This window comes from Lentibacillus amyloliquefaciens (genome assembly GCF_001307805.1).
Lineage (GTDB): Bacteria > Bacillota > Bacilli > Bacillales > Amphibacillaceae > Lentibacillus > Lentibacillus amyloliquefaciens.
Genome location: NZ_CP013862.1, coordinates 1445770 through 1467407, shown reverse-complemented (window position 1 = coordinate 1467407; position 21638 = coordinate 1445770). Strand labels below are relative to the sequence as shown.

General features: G+C 43.7%; 18 protein-coding genes and 1 riboswitch. Of the genes, 12 read left to right on the top strand and 6 right to left on the bottom strand.

All coding sequences use genetic code 11. The features are described 5' to 3' along the window. The first annotated feature begins 160 nt into the window (after positions 1-160). From AOX59_RS07400 to AOX59_RS07385, 4 genes are read left to right on the top strand one after another with little or no spacing between them, the layout of a single operon-like run. Positions 161-1327, top strand: a complete 1167-nt coding sequence (locus AOX59_RS07400; protein ID WP_068444008.1) for an NAD(P)/FAD-dependent oxidoreductase — start codon at positions 161-163, stop codon at positions 1325-1327. Between the two features lie 30 nt (positions 1328-1357). After that, on the top strand, positions 1358-2323 hold the full coding sequence (locus AOX59_RS07395; protein ID WP_068444004.1) for an ornithine cyclodeaminase family protein: 966 nt from the start codon (positions 1358-1360) through the stop codon (positions 2321-2323). Positions 2324-2357: 34 nt separating this feature from the next. Then, complete coding sequence (locus tag AOX59_RS07390; protein WP_068444001.1) at positions 2358-2579, top strand: hypothetical protein; 222 nt, start codon at positions 2358-2360, stop codon at positions 2577-2579. A gap of 17 nt (positions 2580-2596) precedes the next feature. Beyond that, on the top strand, positions 2597-4060 hold the full coding sequence (locus AOX59_RS07385) for a sodium:solute symporter family protein (RefSeq protein ID WP_068443998.1): 1464 nt from the start codon (positions 2597-2599) through the stop codon (positions 4058-4060). Between the two features lie 71 nt (positions 4061-4131). Here AOX59_RS07385 and AOX59_RS07380 read toward each other — a convergent pair whose 3' ends face one another. Continuing rightward, positions 4132-5025, bottom strand: coding sequence for a patatin-like phospholipase family protein (locus tag AOX59_RS07380; protein WP_068443990.1), 894 nt, complete (start codon positions 5023-5025; stop codon positions 4132-4134). A 164-nt stretch (positions 5026-5189) separates the two neighbouring features. Between AOX59_RS07380 and AOX59_RS07375 the strand changes: the two genes are divergently transcribed. The 3 genes from AOX59_RS07375 (at position 5190) to AOX59_RS07365 (ending at position 8669) form a co-directional block, all read left to right on the top strand. Continuing rightward, the gene (locus AOX59_RS07375) at positions 5190-5927 is read left to right on the top strand and encodes a YqjF family protein (protein ID WP_068443987.1); all 738 of its coding nucleotides are present in this window, start codon (positions 5190-5192) and stop codon (positions 5925-5927) included. Between the two features lie 188 nt (positions 5928-6115). Continuing rightward, the gene (locus AOX59_RS07370) at positions 6116-7708 is read left to right on the top strand and encodes a long-chain-fatty-acid--CoA ligase (RefSeq protein ID WP_068443980.1); all 1593 of its coding nucleotides are present in this window, start codon (positions 6116-6118) and stop codon (positions 7706-7708) included. 262 nt (positions 7709-7970) lie between these two features. Beyond that, positions 7971-8669, top strand: coding sequence for an aspartate/glutamate racemase family protein (locus tag AOX59_RS07365; protein ID WP_068443977.1), 699 nt, complete (start codon positions 7971-7973; stop codon positions 8667-8669). Between the two features lie 317 nt (positions 8670-8986). On the opposite strand, the gene AOX59_RS07360 is transcribed toward AOX59_RS07365, so the two are convergent. After that, positions 8987-10036: a C45 family autoproteolytic acyltransferase/hydrolase gene (locus AOX59_RS07360; RefSeq protein ID WP_068448195.1), complete on the bottom strand. Its 1050-nt coding sequence runs from the start codon at positions 10034-10036 to the stop codon at positions 8987-8989. Between the two features lie 251 nt (positions 10037-10287). Here AOX59_RS07360 and AOX59_RS07355 point away from each other — a divergent pair, with 251 nt between their 5' ends. Beyond that, the gene (locus AOX59_RS07355) at positions 10288-11772 is read left to right on the top strand and encodes a BCCT family transporter (protein WP_068443975.1); all 1485 of its coding nucleotides are present in this window, start codon (positions 10288-10290) and stop codon (positions 11770-11772) included. A 249-nt stretch (positions 11773-12021) separates the two neighbouring features. After that, on the top strand, positions 12022-12918 hold the full coding sequence (gene thpD, locus AOX59_RS07350; protein WP_068443972.1) for an ectoine hydroxylase: 897 nt from the start codon (positions 12022-12024) through the stop codon (positions 12916-12918). A gap of 275 nt (positions 12919-13193) precedes the next feature. Here thpD and AOX59_RS07345 read toward each other — a convergent pair whose 3' ends face one another. The 4 genes from AOX59_RS07345 to pckA all read right to left on the bottom strand — a co-directional run bounded on the left by AOX59_RS07345 (position 13194) and on the right by pckA (position 17676). Next, the gene (locus tag AOX59_RS07345; RefSeq protein WP_068443959.1) at positions 13194-14000 is read right to left on the bottom strand and encodes an ABC transporter permease; all 807 of its coding nucleotides are present in this window, start codon (positions 13998-14000) and stop codon (positions 13194-13196) included. After that, positions 13997-14800 (bottom strand): ABC transporter ATP-binding protein, encoded by an 804-nt coding sequence (locus AOX59_RS07340; RefSeq protein ID WP_068443955.1) that lies wholly within the window; start codon positions 14798-14800, stop codon positions 13997-13999. Before AOX59_RS07340 ends, AOX59_RS07345 begins: the two co-directional genes overlap by 4 nt. 12 nt (positions 14801-14812) lie before the next feature. Further along, positions 14813-15802, bottom strand: coding sequence for an ABC transporter substrate-binding protein (locus tag AOX59_RS07335; protein WP_068443952.1), 990 nt, complete (start codon positions 15800-15802; stop codon positions 14813-14815). A 284-nt stretch (positions 15803-16086) separates the two neighbouring features. Beyond that, on the bottom strand, positions 16087-17676 hold the full coding sequence (pckA, locus tag AOX59_RS07330) for a phosphoenolpyruvate carboxykinase (ATP) (protein ID WP_068443951.1): 1590 nt from the start codon (positions 17674-17676) through the stop codon (positions 16087-16089). Positions 17677-17874: 198 nt separating this feature from the next. Then, a riboswitch (SAM riboswitch) is annotated at positions 17875-17982 on the top strand. Between the two features lie 113 nt (positions 17983-18095). On the opposite strand from pckA, the gene AOX59_RS20455 reads away from it, so the two are divergent. The 3 genes from AOX59_RS20455 to asnB all read left to right on the top strand — a co-directional run bounded on the left by AOX59_RS20455 (position 18096) and on the right by asnB (position 21582). After that, entirely contained in the window at positions 18096-18230 is a 135-nt protein-coding gene (locus AOX59_RS20455; RefSeq protein ID WP_257720704.1) for a hypothetical protein, read from the top strand. Next, a complete protein-coding gene (metK, locus tag AOX59_RS07325; RefSeq protein ID WP_068443948.1) occupies positions 18221-19426 on the top strand; it encodes a methionine adenosyltransferase in 1206 nt (401 codons plus the stop codon). Before AOX59_RS20455 ends, metK begins: the two co-directional genes overlap by 10 nt. A 272-nt stretch (positions 19427-19698) precedes the next feature. Next, positions 19699-21582 carry an asparagine synthase (glutamine-hydrolyzing) gene (gene asnB / locus AOX59_RS07320; protein ID WP_068443945.1) on the top strand — a complete coding sequence of 628 codons (1884 nt, stop codon included), beginning with the start codon at positions 19699-19701 and terminating at the stop codon, positions 21580-21582. Positions 21583-21638: the final 56 nt, after the last annotated feature.

The window sequence follows — 21638 nt, the reverse complement described above, 5'->3', positions numbered from 1 at the left end:
AGTCTTTATTTCTGGTTAAAATTATAACACAATTCTAATGATTGTGTTAATCCTTTATAATCTTGTGCATATTAACCATAGCCACTCATGGGTGTTATACGATATAAATAAATATAATATTACGAATAATTAAACTCTGGATATCTAAGGTGATGATTGAATGGAAAAACAAACAGATATTATCATAGTCGGCGGTGGTGTGATCGGATCCAGTATTGCCTACAATCTCCTTAATGACGGGTATGAAGGAGATATAACGATATTTGAAAAAGACAGAATATATGAATATACATCAACTCCAAGAAGTGCCGGTGGTCTGAGGCAGCTGTTTACAACGGAGATTAATATTCAAATCAGCCGCTATGGCTTACAAAAATATAAGACATTTGCAGAAGACATGGCTATTGGAGCAGAAAAAGCCGAGATTGACTTCAAACAGCGCGGTTATCTTTTTCTTGCTAAAGACGAGAATATTGACCAGTTGAAGAAGCAGCTTCAATTGCAACAAAAACATGGTGTGCCTTCTGAACTATTGGCAAAAGAAGAATTGCTGTCAATCATTCCGGAGTTGAAAATTGATGACTTGCAGGGAGGATTGTTCTGTGGAGAAGATGGCTACCTGGATCCGTACTCGGTCATGCAGGGATATGCCAAAAAAGCGAAACAGCTGGGCAGTGAATACGTGTATGAAGAGGTAGACACAATCCTGACAGAAAGAGGAGAAGCCATCGGAATCAGGCTTGATAACGGAGACATATACAGGGCACCTATTGTTATCAATTGTGCCGGTCCATGGGCTGCTGAATTAAGCGAGAAAATCGGGCTCCCCTTGCCGATTGTGCCATTGAAACGGCAAATCATTCAGTTTGATATTGCCGAACCGCTGGATAAATACCTGCCACTAACGATTGACCCGACAGGTGTATACTTCAGACATGAAGGCAACTCGCTGATAACAGGTTTTTCGGAAAAAGTAAAACCCGGGATTGATTTCAGGTGGAAGCGTTCGCTGTTTGAAGAACAGTTGTGGCCAATTCTGGCCGAACGAATTCAAAATTTTGAGCGGGCTAAAATCAGTAATGGTTGGGCAGGTATTTACAGCCATAATACGAGAGACCAGAATGCCATCATCGGTGGACATCCGCAACTGGATGGTTACTATATGGCTTGCGGATTTAGTGGACACGGTATGCAGCAGGCACCAGCAGTTGGTAAAGGACTGTCAGAAATGATCCGAAAAGGCTGGTATGAGACACTGGATTTAAGCCCCCTGCATTTTGAACGTTTTGCGAACAATCAATTAATAATTGAGGGTGCTATTGTATAATGAGATAACAATTAGATGGAGGTTGTGAACATGCTATTTTTAAGTGAACAGAACATCAAGGAAGCGGTCACAATGAAGGATGTGATTGATGCCATTGATGCGACTTATGGTATTTATGAAACTGGAAAATTCCAAATGCCTCAGCGCATGCAGGTAAAAGAGGATGACAATACACTCTTGCTAATGCCGTGTTTTACCGGGGATGCGATCGGAACCAAGCTTGTTACGATTTTCCCAAATAACCAGACCCTCCCGACGCTGCATGGGCTGGTTGTCTTAAATGACAGTGAAACAGGAGATATTAAAGGAATTTTAAATGGTTCATTTTTGACAGGGATGCGAACAGGCGCTATTGGTGGGTCCGGTGTACGTCATTTGGCCAAGAATGATGCCTCAACATTGGCGATTGTCGGAACTGGTGTGCAAGGATTCTATCAGGCTATTGCTGCATGTACCGAAAGACCAATAAGGGATATTTACCTCTTCAATCGCTCACCGGAGAAAATAGCCGCTTTTAAAAAGTCGTTGCAGGAATGGGTTGGCACTGACATTTCTATCCATGCAAATGATTCCGTCAACGAAGCAATCAAAGATGCTGCTATCGTGATAACGGCAACAACATCCAAACAGCCTGTCCTCCCTGATAACCCGAATCTCCTTAAAAACAAACTATTCATTGGAGTCGGTTCCTTCCAGCCGGCCATGCGGGAATTTCCTGAATCCTTATTTAAAATAGCCGGTCGGGTGATGGTTGATACAGAACATGCCATTGAGGAGTCAGGTGATATCGCGACACCGATTGAAAAAGGCTGGATTGACCGGGAATCCATTTTGACAATGTCTGAGCAAATTTCAGATAAGTCAGCTGGGGTGATTGAAGAAGGAAAAACCGTTGTGCTAAAAACAACCGGGATGGCGTTATTTGATGCGGTTGTTGCCAATTTGATGTATCAGAAGGCTCAAGAAAAAGGGATAGGAACAAATTTAACCATGTAGATGGTTAATCAAAAAGGAAAGAAAGGAGATTGCTATGAAGTCAAAATCAAGACTGTCAGATCCGGGTATCATTCTGGTCACCATATTGCTTGCCATATCTGCAATTGTATTAATCTGGTGGCCGACTGATATCTATATGATGGGTATTTCGCTTGCCGGCTGGTTAATGTTTTTTAGTTATTTTGTATGGTTTCTCCTGTCGATCATTTACGTTATTTGGATGGAAAAAAGGGATGAATCACGAAACGGTGGATAGAAATGGAGGGGTCAAAAATGCAGATAATGGAAACTATTATATTAGGTGTTTATCTTGTATTGATGACACTGATTGGCATTTATTTTACACGGCGTGCGCATTCTTCTGAGAGCGATTATTGGACAGCGGGGAAAAGCATTAATACATTCGTTGGAGCATTTGCTTTATTTGCTGCTTTGGCAAGTTCGAGTTCGTTGATGGGCGCAGTAGGGTCTGGCGTTGCACTCGGCATTCCCTTCTTGTTTGCTTATGGGTTTGGTGCTGTCGCCATCCTTCCATTTACACTTTTTCTGGTATCCGGACAAATTAGGCGGTCAGGTGTCAACACATTGCCGGAATTTTTCAAGCAGCGATATGGCAACGCAGTGCAGGTTGTAGCTGTAGCCATCGTTGTTATTGGGATGACTTTCTATATGGTACCGCAATTGACCGCATCAGGATTGATAGGTTCTTATGTATTGGGTATTGATTACACAACCGCCGTTATTGTACTCGGAATAGGTTTTACGGTTTATGCTGCACTTGGCGGTATGTGGGCAATCACTTATACTGATTTGATTCAGGGATCTGTTATGCTTGTAGGGATGCTTGTATTATCCCTGATTATTCTATTCCAACATGATGGGTTTTCTTCCCTGATTCAGGATGCCCTTTCTGTTACACCGACATTCGGTGATATTACGCAGCCATGGATGTCTTATTTTGGTTTGTTCTTAGCATTTCTGTGGTTCGGTATTGTTTCGCCATCAGCTGTTATGCGTAATTTTGCATCACGGGATGCGAGAACAGCGCGGCGGTCGGCTATGTGGGCATGTCTTTTATACTTGTTGATCTTTGGCTTCGGGCTAATTGTGGCTGCCGGGGGAGCTAGCCTGGGCATAGCTGATACATTGAATAACCAGGATATGATTTTTGTATCTGTAATTGAAAACTATATGTCACCACTTCTGGCAGGTATTATGCTTTCAGGGCTTTTAGCAGCAATCATGTCTTCCGCTGATGCGATGCTTCTGGCAATTTCCGCTGGTGTTGCTCGGGACATTTACAAGGAATACATTAACAAAGAAGCCTCTGAGCAGACAGTTACTAGAATTGGCTTTGTAGTTATGATTATCGCCAGTATCGTGGGGATTATCATTGCAATTAATCCGCCACAGCTGATAGCTATCATGGTTGGCTGGGTAGGTGGGTTTCTGCTTTCGTCGTTTGGCTTTCCGCTTGTGCTCGGGATTTGGTGGAACCGGGCAAATAAAGCAGGTGCGCTGGCAGGTATGCTCGGTGGCGCATTGACATTTTTGATATTAGTTATTACCAAGCCGTTTGCGTTGGTGTCAGAACCAATCATTGCTTCACCGATTTCATTGCTGCTGGTTATAGTTGTCAGTTTAATGACAGCGCCCCCGTCAGCAGCAACACAGGAGCAGATCAATCGCTATCATGCAGACCCATCTGGATCAGAAGCGGGAAAGTCGGCTGGTTAAACTGCTGTGTTCAAAGAGCAGAAAAGAAAAGCGTTCCTGCAATTGCAGAAACGCTTTTCTATATTATAAAATTATGAAGACAGATTTTCTTCTGCATATGGTGGTTGTTCTGAACCTTGCAGAAAGTCCAGCAATGCCTGGTGTTTCTCTTTGGCCACCTGATAACCCTGATGATATAGTGCCTCAAGTTTATCATAGCTTCTTTCAATTCTGCTTGCTTCCAGCGGTTCCTCCGGCTGGATGATAAAAACTTCGCCCTTCGCTTCCATGGCGCGTATTTGTTTCATGGTTTCATTGTAGCGCAGGTGGCGGTTGCGCAATAATTTGACTAACTCGGGCTTATTCTTAAAAATACGCTTATAAAACCAGTTTAGTTTTGTGGGTTTTTTGACATAGTTTTTATTACGGGTAAGGACGATCACTTGCTTTTTAAATCCCTGTTCAACCAGGGGAGTGATTGGTATCGGATCAGCGACACCGCCGTCGATTAATTGATTCCCTTTATAGTCGATGCTTGGCGCCAAAACAGGCAGCGAACAAGAGGCTCTGATAATCGTCGACAGATCCTTTTGTTGATCAAACTGGTCATAGAAAACTGGTTTGCCGGTATTAATATCGGTTGTTCCGACAATAAATCTGGAGCTCGCTTGTGAAAATGATTGAAATTCAAGCGGAAACGTATGGTTAGCTAACTTTTCAAAAATCAAATCCATACCGAATAGCTCCCTTTTTTGCAACAGCCTTAAGATTGATATCGCATCCCGATTTTTGCCTATCGCAGCGAGCAGCTTCGTGTTCCGGTCACGCTGTTTAGCGATATAAGAACTCCCGATAAGTGCTCCTGCCGATGCTGTTGCAACAGCAGGGAATTCAACCTGCTGATCTAAAAAATAATCCAGTACGCCAACAGTGAACGCACATCGCATACCCCCGCCTTCTAACATGAGGCCTGCTTCGTATTCCAAAATTCCACACTTCCTTTTTCTCTTATAAGAAAATTATATCAGTCACCCGGTCATCTAACAATTTATCAGTTTTGGAAATTATTAGCGGAAAAAGTTATTGGAGAAAGCTAGAGAGTGTATAATGGTTACAAAGTATATAATAGCTGAAAAAGGGGTGAAGTCAGATGTTTCAGGATATATTGAATAGCACCACACATCGCAGAAGCTCGCTGCCGAGCGGGCCGTGGGTCATGATGCAAAAATGGGAAGAGATAACGTTTTTTCACTGGCCCGTTTCGCCAAACATTATAAATCGGTTTCTGCCGCCCGGACTTGAGCTTGATACATATGAAGGAGACGCCTGGATTAGCATTGTTCCATTTAACGTGACGGACGTAAGGTTTCGTGGCATACGCGCATCCGTTCCTCATGTGAAAAAATTTCGGGAAGTGAATGTGCGGACGTACGTGAGATGCAACGGTTTGAGCGGCGTTTTCTTTTTCAGTCTTGATGCAGACAATTTAATGGCTGTTCTCGGTTCCAGGGTGGCGACGCTGTCTTACTTTTACGCTGAAATGGGCATCAATCGGTCAGACGGAGTCATTTATTATTACTGTGCCCGAAAACAGCGGATGCCGGCGGTCTTCAGGGCAATGGCCAGACCGGTAGGAGAGTTCTTTTCGCCGGAAGAAGGCGGGCTTAGCGAATGGCTCGTTGAACGGTATTTTTTGTGGACATCAATTAAAGGAATTCTGTTTCGCGGATCCATTCACCATCCAAAATGGGAACTTCAACACGCACAAGCGAATGTGACAGAAGAGACACTGGCACCATTTCAGGTTAGATGCGGCCGGAAAGCTCCTTTGGTCCATTATGCTGCTTCCCAAACGACGCTGATTTGGATGATCCGGAAAGAGCATTAAGAATTTTCTCTTTTCAGTTGCAAGTATGACATTAATTTTCGTACAATTAAAATATATCAAAATTTTAGGGCGAAGGGGATTGAGTATATGGAAATGCATGGTCATTTTCATATGGGGCCTGACGCTGGTGCAGTATAGATTGATTGAGACATAAGTGATAACCAACATGGGAAGGGAGTCTTTAAATTATGTTTTCAACACTTACGCCACTTGACTGGAAGCGCAGAGCAGTAAAGTATTATCCGAAAAAAACGGCTATTATTGATGAAGAGAAAGCGTTTACGTACCGGGAATTTGGCAAGCGGACGGACAGGCTGTCAATCGCTTTACATGAGTCCGGTATTCAAAAGGGTGATCATGTTGCCGTTATGCTGCCCAACACGCATTATATGCTGGAGTGTTTTTATGGTATTTGTCAGCTTGGTGCTGCGATGGTGCCTTTGAATTACCGTTTAAACGCAGAAGACCTGGATTACATTATCAATCATAGTGATGCCAAAATGCTAATCGTTGATGAGGAATTCACGGGTCCGATTGAGGAAATTGCGGATAATCTTTCACTTGAGCGAGTCGTAATTGTTTCGGTGGCAGGTCAATCGACGTCGTTAAAAGGAGTGGATTTTGAAACGTTTCTCGAGGGTGTCCCGGAGAATGCAACGCCGCCAGAGGTCGAGATTGATGAAAACCAGCTTATGACATTGAATTATACGAGCGGCACCACATCAAATCCTAAAGGTGTGATGCTGACGCACCGCAGTAATTATCTCAATGCAGCTAATTTCATGTACCACCTCGGTGTCAGTCATGATGATGTTTATCTTCATACATTGCCCATGTTCCATGCCAATGGCTGGGGCGGTGTTTGGTCGATAACGGCAGCCGGCGGCACTCACGTTTGTTTGCGTAAAGTCGATCCCTCTCACATTCTCTACCTATTTGAACGACAGCATGTTTCGCTGTTGTGCGGCGCACCAACTGTTATTAATATGCTGATAAATGAGCCGAAAGCACAAGAAACAAAAATCACAACAAGTCCGCGCATGGCAACAGCCGGAGCTCCTCCAGCAGCGGCACTCATCCATAAAGCACAGGACCTGCTTGGGGTGAATATGATTCATGTCTATGGTCTGACTGAAACCTCACCATTCATTCTTTATTGCGAGTGGAAAAAAGATTTTGAATCCGAATCAACTGATGAGCAAGCGGCAATCAAGGCAAGACAAGGAATTGAACTGGCTTTTAACGGAGAAACAAAAGTTGTTCATCAAGATGGTGAGGAAGTCGCTTGGGATGGCGAAGAGCTGGGCGAAATCATTACCCGCGGAAATGTTGTGATGGAAGGCTATTATAAAGATCCGGAAAAGACGGCTGAAGCGATTAAGGACGGCTGGTTTCACACGGGTGATTTGGCGGTTACCTACCCGGACGGTTACACTGAAATCCGTGACCGTGCGAAGGATTTGATTATTTCCGGCGGCGAAAATATTTCATCCACAGAGATAGAAGGTGTGTTGTATCAGCACCCGGACGTTATGGAAGCAGCTGTCATTTCCATTCCGCATGAAAAATGGGGTGAAGTGCCTAAGGCTATCATTGTGCCGGATGATGGTGCTGCTGCGACTGAGCAGGATATCATTGATTTTTGCCGGTCCGAAATGGCCCACTTTAAAGCGCCTAAAGCTGTTGAATTTGCCGACACCCTGCCAAAAACAGCGACAGGGAAACTGCAGAAGTACCGCCTGCGCGAGATGCATTGGGACGGACCGAAGAAAGTGAACTGAGGGTGTGTACCGGCAGGCTGACGTTCGTCTGCCGGTACGCCTTTTAAAAGAAAAGTCAGTCCGCCATTTTAATAATAGTGAAATCAGCTGGCCGATTTACTGACAAGAGTAAATAGAACTTGAGTTAGAACGAAACAGTTTGGGGGGAGGTTTGTATGCTGCTTCACCTTTTCAAAACAGGATTGGATGCATAGGTGCAAGTATGGTATCATGGAAAATATAAAGTATTCCGATTGAATTACCGGGGAAAGGATGAGGTGAAATGAAACAAGCAGGCATAGTTGGCGGACTGGGCCCTGAATCGACTGTCGATTATTACGAGTCCTACATTCAGAAGTATCAGGAGAGGATGAACAGTAATCAGACACTACCGGAATTCTACATTAACAGCATCAATATGTATAACATTTTTAAGTATATCAGCGAAGACCGGCTTGATGACTTAAGTGCGTATGTCGGGGGTGCTGCGAAAAAATTGGAAAATATCGGTGCGGATTTTGTGATCGTCTCTGCCAATACCCCGCATATTGTTTTTAATCAAATCCGGGAAAGAGTTAGTGTCCCGATGATTAGCATTGTTGAGGCGACGTATGAAAAAGCGGACGAAATGGAATTGAACAATGTGGGCTTGTTGGGCACGAAATTCACGATGGAACGTGACTTCTTTAAAAAGCCTTTTATAGGCAGCGATAAAAAAATTACCGTTCCAAGTGAAGAAGACCAGCAATTCATTCACCAAAGAATTGTTGATGAATTGGAAAATGGTATCGTAAAAGAGGATACGAAAAAAGCTTTTGTGGAAATTGGTAACAAAATGATTGCAGAAGAAAAGCTGGACGGTTTGATACTCGGCTGCACAGAACTGCCAATGATTTTGAAAGACGGGGATTTAAATGTTCCGTTGTTAAACACAACTGACATTCATGTTGATAAGATGGTAGATTTTACTTTTTCAGATTAGTCATGGCTAAGGGAGATTTTTTGGCAGTGGCCAAAAAATTTTTTCTTAAAAGGAAATCCGACGTAACTTGTGCGGGAGGATTTAAAACGCGTGCGGGGATGACGTGAACTCGTGCAAGAACATCTGAAACTTGTGCAGGAATAGACCCAACTCGCGTGATGGCGCCGAAACTTTTGCGAGAGCACCCCAAACTCGTATGGGGGGAGAGGTCATAAATCGCGTGGTATCAGGTGGTTTTCACGCGATCCATCTCCCGAATCGCGTGACCTGCCCCAAAACGGCACAGGGGCACTCCAGATAAAAGTTAGAACCTTCCCTTATTGCCTTCCCATATTGACAAAGATCCCATCATAATCAAGTTCACCTTTAATATGTTTGACGTTAATTTTTTCCCCTTGGAGCCACTTATTGAAGTCAAAAATAACCGGTCGGCGGTCAGGACCGATGGCGAACCACGCTTTCACATCCTTTGGAAAGTAGACAGCGGTGTGAAGTGTGCCGGCTGCTGCGTCATATTTGAATGAATAGATGTCTTTGTCTGAATTATTCATCATCCGGAAAGACTCGTATGGATCTGTGGCATACTGCTGTTGTTTTTGAATAGCGGTTTCCCGTCGTTGTGATTCATCCTGCCGGTAACGATTTTCCTTATCCAATAAATGAAAGTGATTAGTGCACACGTTTGATCTGCGTACAGCGACTTCCCGGGGCGACGCTTCAACCACAATGGGTTCTCCGCTTTTATCCAATAAACAATAGCTAAATGAATGACGATGGGGGATTCCTTCCAGAAGAGAGATCGCCTCATCCACGCTGGCACATGTTTCAAGAATCATCCGTCCGATCATGTTGCATAGGAATCCATCGCCGGACTGTTTGCGATGGGTGAAATTATAGCCCATCACCAGCCCTTTCTCATTCATACCATCGGCCCGCCCGGTTATCTGCATGGTCGGGCCCATGATGGCGTAACCCTGATCAGTCGGCTGATAAAACATAAACCGGCCCTCATATCCAAGCGGATGGCTGTCATAATTGCGGACCATGTAATCCGGGTCCATAAAAATCGAGCAGCCGCTGCGGGTGTATTCAAGATAATAGCCGCCAAACATACGAATCGCCTCGTCCATATCCATTTGCAGTGCATCTCTGAGCCCGCAAATCTCATCCCAGACACCGGGTGCAAACGTGAGGATGGCCTCTTTTACCTCGTCGGGATTGATCAGGAAATGCCGGTCTTTTTTAGATTCCCATTGTTTACTGCGGTTTGTCAGAATGGGGGAATTTCTGAGTTGTTCACCTTGTATATAGCCAAAATCATAATGGCTTCCTCTATATTGAAAAACATCACTGTAAAATTGTTTCATAGCTGTCATTCCTTTTCTCTCATCAACGGCCAGTAAACCGTCCAAGACCGAGGTTAACTGTCCGTAAAAGTCCGTTCTAAACCTGCTATTCATAGTCTACGTTATTTGCCATTAAAAACAATCAATCTGCTTGAACAGCTGTCAATTCCAAAAAGTGCCAACTGAATGAATCGTGCGGAACGAATGCCGTATAGAAAAACGATACAAAGAAAAACTACCTCTTACAAGCTTTCATTGGGAGGTTCATTCATATGAAAAATGTGACAAGCGTTTTTTGGATTACGCTGGCAATCACTGTATCGCTCTCGGTTTTCGGTGTCATTTCTCCAGGGAATTTTGAACAGGTTTCTGCGTCTGTAATGGGGGTTATCTCACGTAATTTTGGCTGGTTTTATTTACTGATCGTAACGCTATTTATGATTTTTTGTTTATATCTGGTGTTCAGTCCTTATGGAAAAATCAGGCTTGGAAAAGCAGGGGAAAAGCCGGAATTCAGCTATTCATCATGGCTTGCCATGCTGTTCAGTGCCGGTATGGGGATTGGCCTTGTGTTCTATGGTGTCGCTTCGCCCGTCTCTCACTATATGAAAACACCTCCCACCGCTGAGCCGGGGACAACAGCAGCACTGGAAGACGCGCTGCGTTTGACATTTTTTCACTACGGGATTCATGCCTGGGCCATTTATGCGGTGATTGCACTTGTGCTGGCATATTTTATGTTTCGCCATGATAAACCCGGTCTTGTCAGTTCCTCGCTTGAAACGTTGTTCGGAGACAGGATGAAGGGCGCCTGGGGTAAAGCGGTTGATGTGATTGCCGTCTTTGCAACGATTGTCGGGGTGGCAACGACACTTGGTTTTGGCGCCACTCAAATTAATGGCGGTCTGGCCTTTCTGTTTGATCTGCCGATTTCATTTTGGGTACAGCTCGTTATTATCGCACTTGTGACAGTGCTGTTCATGATTTCATCTTACACCGGTCTCAGTAAAGGCATTAAGTATTTGAGCAATGCCAATATGGGTGTTGGTGGTATTTTGCTGCTGGCCACACTAGTTCTCGGTCCCACGTTATATATTTTAAATTCATTGACGGAGACGGTCGGCACTTATATTCAGCAATTGCCGTCTGAAAGTTTTCGTTTGGCACCGAACGACGCAGATGAGCGGCAATGGGTGCTGGATTGGACGGTCTTTTTTTGGGCATGGTGGATTGCCTGGTCACCATTTGTCGGGATATTTATCGCCCGTGTTTCAAAAGGGAGGACGATCAGGGAATTTCTGTCCGGGGTGCTTATTGTTCCGTCTGTCGTTGGCTTTCTATGGTTTTCAACATTCGGCATGTCTGGTATTACGGCGCAAAATAACGGAACTGACATCGCGGGGCTTCCTGATGAACAGGCATTATTCGGCTTGTTTGAACAATTGCCGTTCGGGATGATTTTATCCATTCTCGGCATTCTCCTGATTAGTACATTTTTTATAACATCTGCCGATTCTGCCACATTTGTTCTGGGCATGCAGACAACAAACGGCTCCATGTCACCGCCGACTACGGTAAAATTCACATGGGGAATCGCACAATCTGGCATTGCAGCTGTGCTATTATACACCGGCGGGCTTCAGGCTTTACAAAATGCGCTGATATCCGCTGCACTCCCGTTTTCTTTCATCATGCTGCTCATGATTGCTTCGTTCTACAAAGCTTTAAAAGCTGATAAAGAGAAAAATTGGTCGTAAATGGACTTAAAGCTGCCCGATTGAATGATGCTGACGGGCGGCAATTCCATTAAGATTAAGAGGTTTTTCGCTTCATTTGCATTAAAAATCGTTAAATTGTACAATAATTATAAATGATTTTTATATTAGGGAATTTAGGAGTTAATTAAGAAGGGTAAGATGTCGTTAAAAACATGCAGGAAAGTTTCCCGGCTATCCAGGAAACTTAATCATATATATGAAAAATTTTAATAGGGAGTGTTGTTTTCAATGGAAGATCTTTATCCATCACGACAAATGGACCAGCCGGAGATTCTAAAGCGGAGGGACCCTGTGATACACACAGATCAATCCAAAGATCATCAGGCCCCTATTTCAAAAGAACAGCTTGATTCCTATGAAAAAAATGGGTTTTTGCAGATCGAGGATTTCTTCTCTGGTGAGGAAGTTAATGACATGCAGAAAGCCATTTTTGAATTGCAGGATTCGAACAACGATGTCACATCCGATAAAGTGATCCGTGAACCGGAAAGTGATGACATCCGTTCAATTTTTCACGTGCATAAAGACGACAATTACTTCAAAGACGTTGCGAATGATCAGCGGATACTGGATATCGTGCAGCACTTACTGGGAAGCGATGTTTATGTACACCAATCCCGTATTAATTATAAGCCCGGCTTCAAAGGGAAGGAATTTGACTGGCATTCTGACTTTGAAACATGGCACATTGAAGATGGCATGCCACGGATGAGGGCGGTCAGTTTATCGATTGCCTTATCCGACAATTATACATTTAACGGGCCTTTGATGCTTATACCGGGGTCCCAGAACTACTATGTCAGCTGTGTAGGTGAAACCCCTGATAACAATTATAAAGCGTCACTGAAAAAGCAAAAATTCGGTGTGCCTGATGAAGACAGCCTGCGCAAGCTCACTGAAACAGGTGGAGGCATTTCTGTGCCGACCGGAAAAGCAGGCTCCATCACGCTGTTTGAATGCAATACCATGCACGGTTCAACGAGCAATATCACACCTTATCCAAGAAACAATTTATTCATGGTGTACAATAGTGTGGAAAATCAATTAGTTGACCCTTTTTCGGGCGGCAAAAAGCGTCCGGAATATATTGCTGTGCGGGATAGCGGTATCCTGACAATGAGCTGAATCAATTTAAATGCCGCCGGGAAACTTTCCTGAAAATGATCCTGGCGTTAATAAAGGCCGTCCTGGAAAGCGGAACTTTCCGGGGCGGCTATTTTATATGCCGGTAAGGTTTTCGAAGGGGGATTGGGGAGCACCGCCGGGGTTATATCGAATGGGCTGGGGGAGATAACAACCGGAATAGCAGCAATATCAACCGATAAATGCAACCATCAACTCCCACACACTACCAAATCAACCATGCTGCACTTATTCATCGACGTAAGTTGTTATGAATATCAGCCTACACGTTTAATCAAAAATACTTCAATCCGCTCGACAACTTTATACATCAATGCTGCGAAAATAGCGATCAGTATCAAACTTGACATGACCAGTGAAAAGTCAAATACTTGGAATCCGTAAACAATCAGGTAGCCTAATCCTTCGTTGGATACCAGAAATTCTCCAACAACGACGCCAACCCAGGACAGGCCTACATTGACTTTTAAAGTCGATATCATAGCCGGAATTGCGGCGGGGAAAATAGCTTCTTTAAAAATCTGGGGGCGTGTTGCTTTAAAACTTTTCAATACTTTTACATAGTTCGGGTCAACTTCCCTGAAGGCGGAATATACGACAAGTGTCGTAATGACTACTGCTATAATGGCCCCCATTGTAATAATAGAGAGGTATCCAGGTCCCATAGCAACGATGATAATCGGGCCAAGAGCAACTTTAGGCATGGCGTTCATGATGACCAGATAAGGATCCATAATGTTGGAAAACCGTTCAGACGACCATAAAATAGTGGCCATCATAACTCCGAGAAAGGTTCCGATCAAAAAGCCGAGTACTGTTTCAAACAGTGTTACCTGAGTGTGCATAAGCATGGAGCCATCAGCAAATTTATTTATCAGGACCATACAGACTTCGGACGGTGAACTGAAGATTAATGGATCGATCCAATACATACGGCTTGCCAGTTCCCAAATTCCAAAAAACGCAACCAGTATAACGATTTGCCATGAAAAGACAAATCGTTTTTCACGTTTCAGATTATGCTTATAATTTTCATGCAACTGTTGATCTGTTTCACGTGTCATTGGAGTATTCCACCACCTTTGTCTGCCGAGTCATCCGTTTCGCTCTTTTCCAGCTCCTCCCACACTTTATCGAATAATAATTGGTATTTTGGGTGACGCCGGGCTAAAAAAGGTTCTTCATTACGCAATTCGATCGGAACTTCGAACGTTTTGGCAATCGAACCGGGATTGGCATTCATCAGGATGAGACGGTCACTCATCGCAATGGCTTCACCAATATCATGTGTCACCAGAACCGATGTTTTTTTGTACATGTGCAACAGATCCCACACAAGGTTTTCCAGCTTCAGCTTTGTTTGATAATCAAGTGCAGAAAAAGGTTCATCCAACAACAAGATATTAGGATTTGTGATTAGTGTGCGTACAAGCGCCACACGCTGCCGCATTCCGCCGGAAAGGGAATCCGGATAGCTTTCTTCCATGTTGGGCAAACCGACCTGTCTGAGTAAATCGGCTGCTCTCTCTTTTGTTTCACTGGAATGATCACGGTTGATTTTCGGACCGATCAGCACATTATCGAGAATACTTTTCCATGGAAACAAATAATCCTGCTGAAGCATATATCCGATATCCAGCTCAGATTTGTGAAGCGGCTGATCACCTACATAAATATTACCGGCAGTGTGTTCAATAATCCCGGCAATGATGGAGAGGATTGTTGATTTGCCGCACCCACTTGGACCGAGTAGTGCGACAAACTCACCATCTTTAACAGAGAAAGATATATTTTCAAGTGCTTTCGTATAGGTTTTTTTTGAAAAATAGTGATGTGATACATGATCTAAGGTGAGAAAAGACATGCGTTATCCTCCTTAGTTACCAATTACTTCCTCGGCAATTTTTGTATTGACAAGTTCCTCATAAGGAATATCTTCCGGCAATTCACCGGCTTCATCCATGATTGTCTTCAGGTTATTCCAGCCATCTTTAGCAAGTACCGGTTCTGAAGCGAAGGAATCCTGATTTTTGTAACGTTCAATAGAGGTTGCAAGCATTTCTGTTGATGTGTCTTCAAAATACGGCTGGATCACGTCGGCAATTTCTTCAGCACTGTGTTCCTGGACCCACTGCTGTGCTTTGTAGATGGCTTTTGTGAAACTTTTAACCGTTTCTTCGTCTTCATTGATAAAGCTTTCTTTCGTCATAAATGTTGTATATGGGACCGATCCGGATTCTTCACCAAATGAAGCAATGATATGCCCTTCGCCTTCTTTTTCGAAGGTGCTAGCGGTTGGCTCGAACAATTGCACATACTCGGCGTCACCGGATGAAAAAGCACCTGGTATATTAGCAAAATCAACATTTTGAATAAGATTTAAGTCGGTTTGAGGATCAATACTATTCTGTTTCAGCACATATTCACCAACCATTTGCGGCATGCCGCCGACACGCTGGCCGAGAAATGTGCTGTTTTTGATATCTTCCCATTTAAAATCCGGTTTAGGTTCTTTGGCTACCAAAAAAGTGCCGTCTGTCTGTGTTAATTGAGCAAAGTTAATCGCTTTGTCTTTTGAACCTTGTGCAGCGACATAAATGGAGGTTTCTGACCCGACAAGGGCAACGTCTGCACCATCAGATAATAAAGCGGTCATTGTTTTATCGCCGCCCCACGTGGTTTGCAGTTCAATATTGATGCCTTCCTCTTCAAAAAAATCTTCTTCTATTGCAACGTACTGCGGTGCATAAAATACAGATCGCGTTACCTCAGCCAATTTAATTGAGGTTGAACTGCCTGAAGAGCAAGCAGCGGTGAATAGAAGAAAAAGACAGCATAATAAGGCAATACCAAAACGTTTCAACATAATATTCGTTCCTTTCCCATGGTAGTTAATCGTCATTTTATGCGGGTTATAAAAATGTGTGAATGCCTATTAGAAGAAACTACAAAGGAGAAGAGGAATAGCTGGTTGATTCATTTGAGGGAGCTTACAGGGGAGGGGACACTTGAAGCTGAAATCTGCACTGACAGAATCAATAAAAAAACCGGCCTCAATTTATGAGACCGGCTGCCGGCAAAAAAGCCGGCTTATTTTCCTTCATATGTCAAATCCTTTTGGGATGAGGAAATCGTTTCAAAATACTTAAGTTAGCCTTTGTATGATGGTCCTGCATTCTGGATCGCTTCACTTGCTTCAGTAAACTGTGTGAAGTTGTCGTGAAACTTCAGGGCGAGTGACTTTGCCTCTTTTTCATATGAATCTTTATCACTCCAGGCATTTTTCGGAACCAATACTTCATCCGGTACACCGGGAACGTGGACAGGGATATCGAGACCGAAGATATCGTCTGTTACCGTTTCGATATTATTCAGTTCGCCTTCAAGCGCTGAATGGACTATAGCTCTTGTATGGGAAAGCTTCATACGCTCTCCGATGCCAAATGATCCACCGGTCCACCCGGTGTTGACCAGAAATACGTTTGAATTAAACTGATCTATTTTTTCACCGAGCATTTCAGCATAATCTGATGGCGGAAGCGGCAAAAATGGTGAGCCGAAACAAGCTGAAAATGTTGCTTGCGGCTGGGTGACCCCGCGCTCCGTACCAGCCAGTTTGCTTGTATAGCCGCTCAAGAAATGATACATTGCCTGTTCTTTGGTGAGCTTGCTGATAGGCGGCAGTGTACCTGATGCATCAGCTGTCAGGAATATAATTGTATTTGGGTGACCTGCAATACTTGGGCGTATGATATTATCGATATTCTCAAGCGGATAGGCAGCACGTGTGTTTTCGGTTAATGATGTGTCATCATAATCCGGTTCGCGTGATGAATCATCAAGAACGACATTTTCCAGGACGGACCCGAATCGGATAGCATTGTGAATTTGCGGTTCTTTTTTCGGTGACAGGTTAATGCATTTTGCGTAACAGCCGCCTTCAATATTAAAAATCCCGTTTGAACTCCATCCGTGTTCATCATCACCAATCAATCGGCGATATGGATCCGCTGAAAGGGTAGTTTTGCCAGTTCCGGATAGACCGAAAAATAAAGCAACATCGCCTTCCTGACCAACATTTGCCGAGCAGTGCATGGATAGTACATCATTTTTTGGCAAAATATAGTTCATAACGGAGAAGATCGATTTTTTGATTTCGCCTGCGTATTCCGTTCCGCCAATTAAAACAATTCGCTTTTTAAATGAGATAATAATGAATGTTTCGGAATTTGTCCCATCAACTTCAGGATCCGCTTTAAAAGTCGGTGCAGATATGACCGTGAAGTCAGACGCATGGTTTTGTAATTCCTCATCTGTCGGTGTGACAAATAATTGGCGTGCAAATAAATTGTGCCAGGCATATTCGTTAATGACTTCAATCGGAAGACGGTAGGACGGATCTGCTCCGGCAAATCCTTTAAAACGGAATAATTCATTTTTTTGGTGTAAATAGGCTGTGACTTTTTTCAGGAGTTTCTCAAAAGATTGCTCATCGATGGGCTGGTTCACCTCGCCCCAGTTTATATATTGATCAGACACCTCATCACGAACAATAAATTTATCCTTTGGTGAACGCCCGGTGTACTTTCCTGTGGAGGCACAGACTGCGCCGGTTGCAGTCAGCACACCTTCGTTTTTTGACAGGATTTTTTCGACTAACAAGGAAACAGCCAGATTAGTCTGTATATTCTCATGGGTAAGCAAATTTTGCGTTACAAGCGCCTCTTCTTCAGTTTTCATTTTCATTACCTACCTTTTAATGGATTCGGATAAAAACAATCTGTGCATCTAATGTGTAATTAGTATAACACATTTATCGAATTAGTCCATACTATTTTTGAGATTAATTCTATAAAATTTTCCTGCTGATGTTTACTCGTTTCTGAAACAGTTGACATCGTATAAGCTTTTCGATACCATTATGTGCGAACGGATACTCTCTTATTCAGAGTCGGCGGAGGGACAGACCCTATGAAGCCCGGCAACCATCACGTTTTGTGAAAAGGTGCTAATCTGGTGCAAGGATCAGTCCTTGAACAATAAGAGTGAAAGGCCACGAATTCCTTTCCTCATGATGCAGGGAAGGTTTTTTGTTTTTAGGAGTAAATTTATCCCGCATGTAACTGGCAGGAAGACCCCCGGCCCAAATGTTCGAGTAGATGGTGAGATTAGGTGAGGGATCAACTGCCAGTATATGTCCGGTACTGATTGAAGATTCACTTTATAAACGTAAAACACTGAAAAAAGAGTTCCGTACCATATATTCAAGGGAGGACATGGCCAGATGGCTGTAAACAATCGTTTGTTCACATCAGAATCGGTAACGGAAGGTCATCCGGATAAGATATGTGATCAGATTTCAGATGCCATATTAGATGAAATTTTAGAAAGTGATCCAAATGCCCGCGTGGCTTGTGAAACAGTTGTAACAACAGGAATGGTACTCGTATCAGGTGAAATAACTACAACAACATATGTGGATATCCCTGCAATTGTCAGGAAGACGATAAAGGATATTGGTTATACCCGGGCAAAATTTGGGTTTGACGCCGATACGTGTGCAGTACTGACAGCAATTGATGAGCAGTCTCCTGATATTGCCGGTGGTGTGGACACCGCGCTTGAAGAGCGTCAAGGGAAGACGAGTGATGAGGAAATTGCTGCGATTGGAGCGGGTGATCAGGGTCTGATGTTTGGATTCGCCTGCGACGAAACGGAAGAACTGATGCCGCTTCCGATCTCACTGGCACATAAGTTGGCAAAACGGCTTTCCGATGTGCGGAAGGAGCAAGTGCTAGATTATTTGCGCCCTGATGGAAAGACGCAAGTCACCGTTGAATATGACGAACATGATATGCCTGTCAAAGTTGATACAGTCGTCATCTCAACCCAGCATCATCAGGATATTTCCACAGACCAAATTGAAAAGGATTTGATTGAACACGTTATTCGTCCTGTCGTGCCTGCAAATCTTTTAGATGAAACGACGAAATACATCATTAATCCGACAGGCCGATTTGTGATCGGCGGTCCTCAGGGAGACGCCGGCCTGACCGGCAGAAAAATCATTGTTGACACATACGGCGGCTATGCGCGTCACGGCGGCGGCGCATTCAGCGGAAAGGATTTTACAAAGGTTGACCGCTCTGCTGCTTATGCAGCCCGGTATGTGGCTAAAAATATTGTGGCAGCCGGCTTAGCAAAAACGTGTGAAGTACAGCTTGCTTATGCAATCGGGGTGGCTGAACCTGTTTCGATTTCCATTAATACCTCCGGGACGGGCACTGTGGATGAAGAAACGCTTGTCAGTGCAATCCGGAAAATCTTTGACCTTCGTCCGGCCGGGATTATCCGGATGCTCGATCTGCAAAAGCCAATTTATAAAAAAACGGCTGCATACGGCCATTTTGGCAGAACAGATACGTTATTTCCCTGGGAAAAAACTGATAAAGTGGAAGAATTGGAAGCACTCGTGAAAAGTAAAGCATAAGAGAATGGGATAACGAATAAACAGTAAGGACGAATAAGGTACCTCAATATTATGCTTTGATTGGCAGGTATGAGTAATGTTTGAACCAGACTCATACCTGCCAATTTTTTATTGTCTTCAAGCGAGTATTTTTTAAAGCTGAAAATGTAATAAACCTGAAACAAAAATTGATCCGAATCGTCAACTATACATCTCGGAATGATTTCTGACAGAGACATAACCAGTAATAGTGAAAAGTTTATAATCATGAATGAAAAAAGAGGGATAAGCTTATGTGCAGTTTTATTGGTATACTCCGAAATAACCCCGTGACACCAAATGAACAACAGCAAAATAATGACATGCTTCACAGAGGACCTGATGATGAAGGGTTTTACCATGACGATTATGTATCGTTCGGATTCAGGCGGCTGAGCTTCATAGATATTGACAGCGGCGCACAGCCGTTAAGTTATCATGATGAAAAAATCATACTTATCTTTAATGGCGAAATCTATAATTATATTGAACTGCGCAGTGATTTAATCGAGCAGGGATTCAGGTTTAAAACGGAATGGGATACGGAAGTGATTGCTGCATTAGTTGCAAAACATAAAGAAGCGGCGTTTCAATATTTGCGCGGTATGTTCTCGATTCTCGTATGGGACAAGGAAGAGGAAACAATCTATGGCGCACGTGATCCGTTTGGCATTAAGCCGTTATTTTACCGGGAAACAGAAGACGCAACAATGTTCACATCAGAAAAAAAGAGTATGACATTAATGATGGAGAACGAAGCAATTGACCCGGAAGCATTGCAGCATTACTTAAGTTTTCAATATGTTCCGGAGCCATTGACGATGACAGAAGGGATCAAAAAAGTTGAGGCCGGTCATTATTTTGTAAAAAAACCGGCTCAGCCTATTTCTTTCCATCGCTATTGGCATGCGACGTTCAGACCGGTAGTGATGGAAAAACAAAATTGGGTCAGCCGTATTCAAGAGGCCATGTATGATTCGGTGAAAGTGCATATGCGCAGTGATGTGCCGGTCGGGTCATTTCTATCCGGCGGTATTGATTCGACGCTTATAGTGGCGATCGCCAAAGAGATCAACCCGAATATCAAGACATTTTCGGTCGGGTTTGAACGTGAAGGCTATTCGGAAATCGATGCCGCCAAAGAAACCACCGATAAACTGGGGGTCGAAAATATATCCTATATTATTTCACCTGAGGAGTTTGTGGCGAATTTGCCAAAAATCATGTGGCATATGGACGATCCTCTGGCAGATCCTGCTTGCATCCCGTTGTATTTTGTATCCCGGGAGGCGCGCAAACACGTCAAAGTCACACTCTCCGGCGAAGGTTCCGATGAGTTGTTCGGCGGATATAACATTTATCGTGAACCGGAATCACTGAAAATGTTTGATTCGATACCAGGTCCGGTGAAAAATCTTCTGGCAAGGGTAGCTGAGACTATCCCTGAAGGTGTACGCGGCAAAAGTTTTCTTGAACGCGGGACAACCCCATTACGTGAACGTTATATCGGAAATGCCAAAATATTTGAGGACTCGGAGAAAGAAGGTCTCCTGAAATGCTGGAAACAGGAATTGCGGTACCAGCAAATTACCCGGGGTCTATTCGACTATGTCAACGATTATCCGCTTGTAAACCAGATGCAGTATGTTGATATCCATACATGGCTGCGCGGCGACATTCTATTAAAAGCAGATAAGATGACGATGGCGAACTCGCTTGAATTGCGTGTACCGTTTTTGGATAAGGAAGTATTCCGAGTGGCAAGCGGCATACCGGTTGATATGAAAATTGCCAATGGTACAACGAAAAATATTTTACGCGAAGCTTCCCGCGGGATTATCCCTGACCATGTGCTGCACCGGAAAAAACTCGGGTTCCCCGTACCGATTCGTCACTGGCTGAAAAACGAGCTTTATGATTGGGCGAAACAGCTCATTGATGAAAGTGAGACGGATCATCTGCTGTATAAGTCGTATGTGCTTGACTTGCTTGAAGCCCACTGTCAAGGTAAAGCAGATTACAGTCGTAAAATATGGACTGTTCTTATGTTTATGCTGTGGCATCAGATATTTGTGGAGAAAAAATTTGGTGCAACTGAATTGAGCCAGCCTGATTTGGCGGTTGCATCTGTTGTATAATAAATTCAATATATTATACACTCGTAAAGCAGGGGATGATGGCGTTGGGCCTTATC

Excerpts from the sequence above, each read along its gene's own strand:
- metK (WP_068443948.1), top strand. The coding sequence starts at position 18,221 with ATGGCTGTAAACAATCGTTTGTTCACATCAGAATCGGTAACGGAAGGT.
- AOX59_RS07335 (WP_068443952.1), bottom strand. The coding sequence starts at position 15,802 with ATGTTGAAACGTTTTGGTATTGCCTTATTATGCTGTCTTTTTCTTCTA.
- AOX59_RS07390 (WP_068444001.1), top strand. The coding sequence starts at position 2,358 with ATGAAGTCAAAATCAAGACTGTCAGATCCGGGTATCATTCTGGTCACC.
- AOX59_RS07400 (WP_068444008.1), top strand. The coding sequence starts at position 161 with ATGGAAAAACAAACAGATATTATCATAGTCGGCGGTGGTGTGATCGGA.
- AOX59_RS07395 (WP_068444004.1), top strand. The coding sequence starts at position 1,358 with ATGCTATTTTTAAGTGAACAGAACATCAAGGAAGCGGTCACAATGAAG.
- AOX59_RS20455 (WP_257720704.1), top strand. The coding sequence starts at position 18,096 with ATGGTGAGATTAGGTGAGGGATCAACTGCCAGTATATGTCCGGTACTG.
- AOX59_RS07345 (WP_068443959.1), bottom strand. The coding sequence starts at position 14,000 with ATGACACGTGAAACAGATCAACAGTTGCATGAAAATTATAAGCATAAT.
- AOX59_RS07360 (WP_068448195.1), bottom strand. The coding sequence starts at position 10,036 with ATGAAACAATTTTACAGTGATGTTTTTCAATATAGAGGAAGCCATTAT.
- thpD (WP_068443972.1), top strand. The coding sequence starts at position 12,022 with ATGGAAGATCTTTATCCATCACGACAAATGGACCAGCCGGAGATTCTA.
- asnB (WP_068443945.1), top strand. The coding sequence starts at position 19,699 with ATGTGCAGTTTTATTGGTATACTCCGAAATAACCCCGTGACACCAAAT.
- AOX59_RS07370 (WP_068443980.1), top strand. The coding sequence starts at position 6,116 with ATGTTTTCAACACTTACGCCACTTGACTGGAAGCGCAGAGCAGTAAAG.
- AOX59_RS07355 (WP_068443975.1), top strand. The coding sequence starts at position 10,288 with ATGAAAAATGTGACAAGCGTTTTTTGGATTACGCTGGCAATCACTGTA.
- pckA (WP_068443951.1), bottom strand. The coding sequence starts at position 17,676 with ATGAAAACTGAAGAAGAGGCGCTTGTAACGCAAAATTTGCTTACCCAT.
- AOX59_RS07365 (WP_068443977.1), top strand. The coding sequence starts at position 7,971 with ATGAAACAAGCAGGCATAGTTGGCGGACTGGGCCCTGAATCGACTGTC.
- AOX59_RS07375 (WP_068443987.1), top strand. The coding sequence starts at position 5,190 with ATGTTTCAGGATATATTGAATAGCACCACACATCGCAGAAGCTCGCTG.
- AOX59_RS07385 (WP_068443998.1), top strand. The coding sequence starts at position 2,597 with ATGCAGATAATGGAAACTATTATATTAGGTGTTTATCTTGTATTGATG.
- AOX59_RS07340 (WP_068443955.1), bottom strand. The coding sequence starts at position 14,800 with ATGTCTTTTCTCACCTTAGATCATGTATCACATCACTATTTTTCAAAA.